Origin of the sequence: Alistipes sp. CAG:268 (genome assembly GCA_000434235.1) — a bacterium.
Classification (GTDB): Bacteria; Bacteroidota; Bacteroidia; order Bacteroidales; family Rikenellaceae; genus Alistipes; species Alistipes avistercoris.
This window is the reverse complement of record FR892008.1, coordinates 74570-80491: the sequence shown is the minus strand read 5'-3', so window position 1 is coordinate 80491 and position 5922 is coordinate 74570. Positions and strand designations below refer to the sequence as shown.

Below are 5922 nucleotides of genomic sequence, written 5' to 3'. Positions count from 1 at the left end.
GCTGCGGGGGCAGCCTCTGCCGAAACGGGCTCCTGTGCGGGGGTATTATCGGATGCGGGGGCCTCCGCAGCGGCGGCTTCCGCGATCTTTTCCATCAGTTCGCGCTTTTTGAGCATGACGTCGCCGATGCCGAGCACCTTCGCGATTTCGCGCAATTCGGCCAGGCTCTTTCCTTTCAGCGCATTCAGGTCTTGCATATTCTGTGAAGTTCGTATTGTGTGTTGTGATTTCAGGTCCGGACGGTCGCCCGGCTCTTCGGAATTCGCATGCAAAGATAGTGCATTATTTCTAATTTCAAAATAAAAAAGTTGCAGGCCAGCGATTTCCGACCTTGCGGAGAATTCTCCGGCCGGTCGCACCGATTGCCCCTTTCGGGAGCTTTTCCTGCCGCCGGATGCGGGGCCTGTGCGGACTCTGCCTCCGGGCTGCGGGCGAAATACCTATTTTTTGCGATTGCGCGGTCCGCATTTTCGCGCGACCTTTGCACCAGAACAATGAAGACAGTATTTCGCCATTGCATTGTTTGTATTGTTAATGTTTGTGTGTGAAAAACCCTTCCGGGATCCCGGAAGGGTTTTTTGCATGCGGCCGGCCGCTGCGGGGCGTCGCCGCGGCGCCTACTTCTTGAGCCGCAGTTCGTAGAGGTCGTGCCGGCGGTCGCGCAGGTTGCGCACGCTGCCGTAGGTGTGCAGCTCGTTGAGCAGGTCCAGATCGACGTCCGAGATGAGGATCATCTCCGTGTTGGGGGTCGCCTCGGCGCGCTTGCCGTCCGTCGGGAAGGCGAAGTCGCACGGCGTGAAGACACCCGACTGCGCATACTGGATGTCCATGTTGTGCACGCGGGGAAGGTTGCCGACGCTGCCGGCAATGGCCACGAAACACTCGTTCTCGATGGCCCGGGCCTGTGCGCAGACCCTCACGCGCGAGTATCCGTTCTGCGTGTCGGTGAGGAACGGCACGAAGAGGATCTGCATGCCCTGGTCGGCCATGATGCGCGACAGCTCGGGGAACTCGACGTCGTAGCAGATCAGCACGCCGATGCGGGCGCAGTCCGTGTCGAAGGTCTGTACCATGCGGCCGCCGCTCAGACCCCAGCTTTTCACCTCGTCGGGCGTGACGTGCACCTTCTCGTACATGTCGTAGGTGCCGTCGCGGCGGCAGAGGAAGCCGACGTTGTAGAGCCCTCCGTCGGGCTTGATGTAGGGCATGCTGCCGGTGATGATGTTGATGTTGTAGCTGATGGCCAGCTCGATGAAGCGGTCGCGGATCTCCTCGGTGTACTGTGCCAGCCCGCGGATCGACTGTGCTTCGCCCAGGTTGTTGAAGCGGGCCATGAGCGGGGCGTTGAAGTACTCGGGGAAGAGCACGAAGTCGCTCTTGTAGTCCGAGACGGCATCGACGAAGAACTCGACCTGCTCGAAGACGTCGTCGAGGGTCTTGTAGGTACGCATCTGCCACTGCACGAGGCCCACGCGGACGGTGGTCTTCTTGTCCACGAACTCCTGTGTCGGGGGCTGGTAGTAGATGTTGTCCCACTGCAGGAGCGTGGCGCAGTGGCACGACTCCTCGTCGTTGGGCAGGTAGTTGGGCATGACGCGCCGCACGTGGAAGTCGTTCGAGAGCTGGAAGGTCAGCACCGGGTCGTAGATCTCGCGCGAGCGGACGCGGTCGATGTACTCCTTGGGACGCATCCGGTCGGCGTACTTGTGGTAGTTGGGGATGCGGCCGCCGAACATGATCGCCTTGAGGTTGAGCTTCTCGCAGAGCTCCTTGCGGTAGTCGTACATGCGTCGGGCCAGGCGCAGGCCGCGGTAGTCGGGGTGGATGAATACCTCGATGCCGTAGAGGATGTTGCCCTTGGAGTTGTGAGTCGAGAAGGTCTCGTTGCCGGTGACCTTTGCGTAGGTGTGGTCGCCCTTGACCATGTCGTAATCGACGATGATCGAGAGGGCGCAGCCCACGATCCGCTCGCCGACGACCGTGACGATCTGCCCCTCGGGGAAGATGTCGATCAGTTTGTGGATCTGCTCGCGGGTCCAGAATACGTCCTTGTCCGCATATACGCGCGTGAAGGACTGTGCCAGCTGCCCGTAGTCCTCCATCTGGAGGTTGCGGACCTCGACCCGGTTGATCTTGTGCATGTCTGCCATATGCCGTGAGATTATGTCGTTGTCGGGAAACGGCGCAAAAATACGCATTTCTCCGCCATATTGTCCCGTCGGAGGCGATTTTCACGGTCCGCAGGGTTTCCGGATCGGATATATTTGGTATTTTTGCAGCATGGATCATCCGACAGCATCCGCCTTGGATTATACGGCCCGGGACTACACCGCATCGCTCCCGGCCGCCGACTTCATCGCGCGTTTCCGCGATGCGGAGCGCATTGCGGGCTATTGCCGCGCCTGCCCCAACTACGGGCGCAGCTGGGCCTGCCCGCCCTTCGGCTTCGGCCTGGAGGAGTATCTCTCGGGCTACGCGACGGCCCTGATCGTCGCCACGAAGATCACCCCGGCCCGCGAGGGGCTTCCCTTCTCCGAGGCCGGGCGGCTGATCCGCCCCGAACGGGTGCGCCACGAGCGGCTGCTGCTCGACATGGAGCGCCGGGACGGCGGCCGTGCCTTCGCCTATGCCGGCACGTGCCTCTATTGCCCTGCGGGGGAGTGCGCGCGGATCGCCGGGAAGCCGTGCCGCCATCCCGAGTGGGTGCGCCCTTCGCTCGAGGCGTGCGGCTTCGACCTCTGCCGCACGACCGGGGAGCTGCTGGGCATTCCCCTGCGGTGGAGCGGCGACGGCCTGCTGCCCGAGTACCTGATCCTCGTCAGCGGCTTCTTCCACAACGAACGGACGGTCGAATGGGAAGGGTGAAACGCGGTATGGAAATGAGACGTATCATCGGTTGGATTTTCGTTTTTGCGGCACTCACGGCCGCGGGGTGCGGACGCCGCGGAACTCCTCGGGAGTTCTCGGTGGACGGATTTTTGGCCACGGAGCACCCCGACAGTGCACGTCGGCTCCTCCAGCGGATCGATCCCGAACGGCTCAACCGGGACGATCGGGCCCGCTGGGCGCTGATCATGGGACTTGCCGAAGTCTCGTCGGGCGATACCCTGGCAGGCAAAAAGTTCCTTGACCGTGGCATGCGCTACTACGACCGCCACGGTTCGGACGGCGAGCGTGCCGCGGCGTGGTACACCTACGCCCAGGCGCACGTCAAGACAGGCAATCTGGAGGAGGGAATCCGGGGCTACACCCAGGCGGCGATTCTGGCTGAGAAGGCCCTGGCCGCCGGGTCGTCCGACGATTCGCTGCGGCGGGGGACCGAGACGCTGCTCGTGGCCGTCTACCACACGTTGGGCCTGCTCTATTTCGAACAGGGATACGATGCCGTGGAGCCCTTCGCGAAGGCGGTCGAGGCGGCCCGTGCCAACGGCAATACGGAGCAGGAGGGATACAGCCGCTTCATGCTCGCTTCGGCCCACTGTGCCGCGGGCGATTACCGGCAGGCCATCGAGACGCTCGCGCCGCTGGTCGAGGTGGCAGATACGATCCCGTTCCGCTATTTCGCCCAGCAGATCCGCCTGCAGAACCTCATCTTCCACACCTACCTCGGCGACTGGACGCCGGAGCAGCTCCTGGAGGCCCGCAAAGGGATCGATCTCAAGGTGATTCGCCGTGCACCGCTTTCATACGGCTCGGCCGTCTCGGAGGATACCGGGCGGTCGTTCTACGACGTGGCTTCGGCCATCATCTTCCAGCGCGACGGCCAGCTCGATTCGGCCCGCTGCTATATCGAAGAGTCGCTGGCCTGCCGGGATACGTTCCATCAGGGGAGTGTCGGACTGTTCAACCTGGCAGCGGAAATCTACCACGACCGGGGCGACGACGCCCGGGCCTATGACTACATGCAGCAGTATGTTTCGGTGAAGGATTCACTCTTCGAAGCGCAGCGCGGGGCGCAGGTCGCCGAACTCGAACGACGCTACCGCACGGCCAACGAGGTGGCCTTGCGCGAGGCGTCGCTGCGCTACCGGGCCTGGATCGCCGTGCTGGCGGCCGTGCTGGTCGTCATGGCGGCGGGGTGGGCCGTCGTGGGCTACCGCCGCAAGTTGCGCCGCCGCGACGGGCAGTTGAGCGAGTCGCTGGCGCTGCTCGACTCCTACCGCGAGTCGCACGACAGCCTTACGTCGCGGCTCGATGCCTCGAATGCCCGAGAGGCGGCCGTCAAGCGGCTGCTCGAGGGGCGCGTGGCGGCTGTGCGCGACATCGCCGCAACCTGTTACACCTTCGGCGAGGGTGAGCGCCTGACGGCCAAGATGCGCGATCTGGCCCTGAGCCCCTCGGTGCTGGCCGACGTCGTGGACATGGCCGACCTCTACAGCGACCGGGCCGTCACGCGGCTCCGCGAACAGCTCCCGGGCTGGACGGCGCGCAACTACGACTTCGCGGCGCTGGTCATTGCCGGCTTTTCTCCGCAGGAGATCTGTGTCATGCTCGACATGTCGCTCAACGGGGTCTATACGCTCAAGTCGAAACTCAAGCGGCGCATCGCCGAGTCCGGGGCTGCGGACCGCGAGCGGCTGCTCGGCTATTTCGCCTGACGGCCGCCTTTCGGGGCGGGCGGTCCGGCGGCAAGGCATGCAGCCGGGATAGCAAGATTTTTTCCGGATGCCTGTGTTGTAAATCAGTAAGTTGCGTTTCGTGCAGCAAGATTCTGTCTGCACCGGCAAGGCCTTTTCCGACGTAATTTTGCGGAACGAAGAGACCCTTCGAAACACATCGAAACATGAAATCACACCATCTGCAACTTCTGTTGATTCCGGTGGCGATCTTCCTGAGCCTCGCCGCCGCAAAAGCCCAGACTGCCGCCCCGACGGAGAGGCCTTCCGATGCCGTGATCCGCGGGCGGGTCATTGATCCGTCGGATGCGCCCGTCGCGGGAGCCGCCGTTGTATTGTTCAACCGCGACTCGGTCTACCTCGACGCCGTCGCTTCGGATGCCGACGGGCGCTTCGAGATCCGTTCGGCGGTGCGGCCCTACCGGCTGCAGTTCCAGCACATCGCCTACGAGGTCCGCACCATCGAATCGGACCGCACGGACCTGGGCGACATCCGCCTCACGGAGACCTCGACGAAGGTCGCGGCCGTGGTGGTCGAGGGCGAACGCCCCGTCGTGAAGGTCGAGCAGGGACGGCTCGACTACGACCTCGGCCGGCTGACCGAGGGCCAGGCCGTCAATAACGCCTACGAAGCCCTGACCCGCCTGCCGGGCGTCATGGAGCAGGAGGGTGCGCTGACGCTGGCCGGGGCCTCGTCGGTGACGGTGATCCTGAACGGGCGCCCCTCGACGATGACCCCCGAGCAGCTGGCCACGCTGCTGCGCTCGACCCCCGTCGATCGGGTCGAGAAGGCCGAGGTGATGTTCAGCGCGCCGCCGCAGTACCACGTCCGCGGGGCCGCGATCAACGTCGTGCTGCGCCGCAGCCACGAGACGGCCTTCTCGGGTGAGCTCCATGCCAACTACACGAACCGCTATTACGACACCTACGATGCCGGCGGCAACTTCGTCCTCTCGTCGCCCAAATGGTCGGCCGATGTCACCTATTCGGCCGCCCGGAGCAAGGAGCTGACGAGCTACGACCTGCGCTCGCTGCACACCTTCGAGGGACGGCAATACGACATCCGGCAGGATGAATGGATGACCGCCGAGGGGTGGAGCCACCAGCTCCGCGCCGCTGCCGAGTATGCCCCGAAGCAGCGGGGCCGGGTGAGCGCCGCCTACACCGCCTCGTTCTCGCCGAACACCGACGGACTCTCCCGTTCGACGGGAAGCTACGTCAGCTCGCTCTCGCAAAAATCGAGCGACCGGTCGCTGCACAACCTCGCGCTGCGCTACACCTCGGCATTCGGCCTCGACCTCGGCCT

Annotated in this window: 5 protein-coding genes; 3 read left to right on the top strand and 2 right to left on the bottom strand. The window is 64.0% G+C overall.

The window, feature by feature from the left end:
- Together QZL63_RS08375 and QZL63_RS08370 are read right to left on the bottom strand one after the other, a co-directional pair.
- On the bottom strand, positions 1 to 197 hold a 197-nt coding region (locus QZL63_RS08375; RefSeq protein ID WP_290586547.1), incomplete at its 3' end, for a Rho termination factor N-terminal domain-containing protein.
- Positions 198 to 617: 420 nt separating this feature from the next.
- Complete coding sequence (locus tag QZL63_RS08370) at positions 618 to 2150, bottom strand: carbon-nitrogen hydrolase family protein (RefSeq protein WP_022308870.1); 1533 nt, start codon at positions 2148 to 2150, stop codon at positions 618 to 620.
- 130 nt (positions 2151 to 2280) lie between these two features.
- Between QZL63_RS08370 and QZL63_RS08365 the strand changes: the two genes are divergently transcribed.
- From QZL63_RS08365 to QZL63_RS08355, 3 genes are all read left to right on the top strand, one after another.
- Complete coding sequence (locus QZL63_RS08365) at positions 2281 to 2865, top strand: DUF2284 domain-containing protein (protein WP_022308869.1); 585 nt, start codon at positions 2281 to 2283, stop codon at positions 2863 to 2865.
- Positions 2866 to 2879: 14 nt separating this feature from the next.
- Positions 2880 to 4598, top strand: coding sequence for a hypothetical protein (locus QZL63_RS08360; RefSeq protein WP_022308868.1), 1719 nt, complete (start codon positions 2880 to 2882; stop codon positions 4596 to 4598).
- A gap of 185 nt (positions 4599 to 4783) precedes the next feature.
- The coding region (locus tag QZL63_RS08355) for a carboxypeptidase regulatory-like domain-containing protein (protein ID WP_290586544.1) at positions 4784 to 5922 on the top strand (1139 nt) is incomplete at its 3' end.

What these genes read in the sequence shown, in the direction of transcription:
- QZL63_RS08365 (WP_022308869.1), top strand. Translation starts at nt 2,281, where the DNA reads ATGGATCATCCGACAGCATCCGCCTTGGATTATACGGCCCGGGACTAC.
- QZL63_RS08360 (WP_022308868.1), top strand. Translation starts at nt 2,880, where the DNA reads ATGAGACGTATCATCGGTTGGATTTTCGTTTTTGCGGCACTCACGGCC.
- QZL63_RS08370 (WP_022308870.1), bottom strand. Translation starts at nt 2,150, where the DNA reads ATGGCAGACATGCACAAGATCAACCGGGTCGAGGTCCGCAACCTCCAG.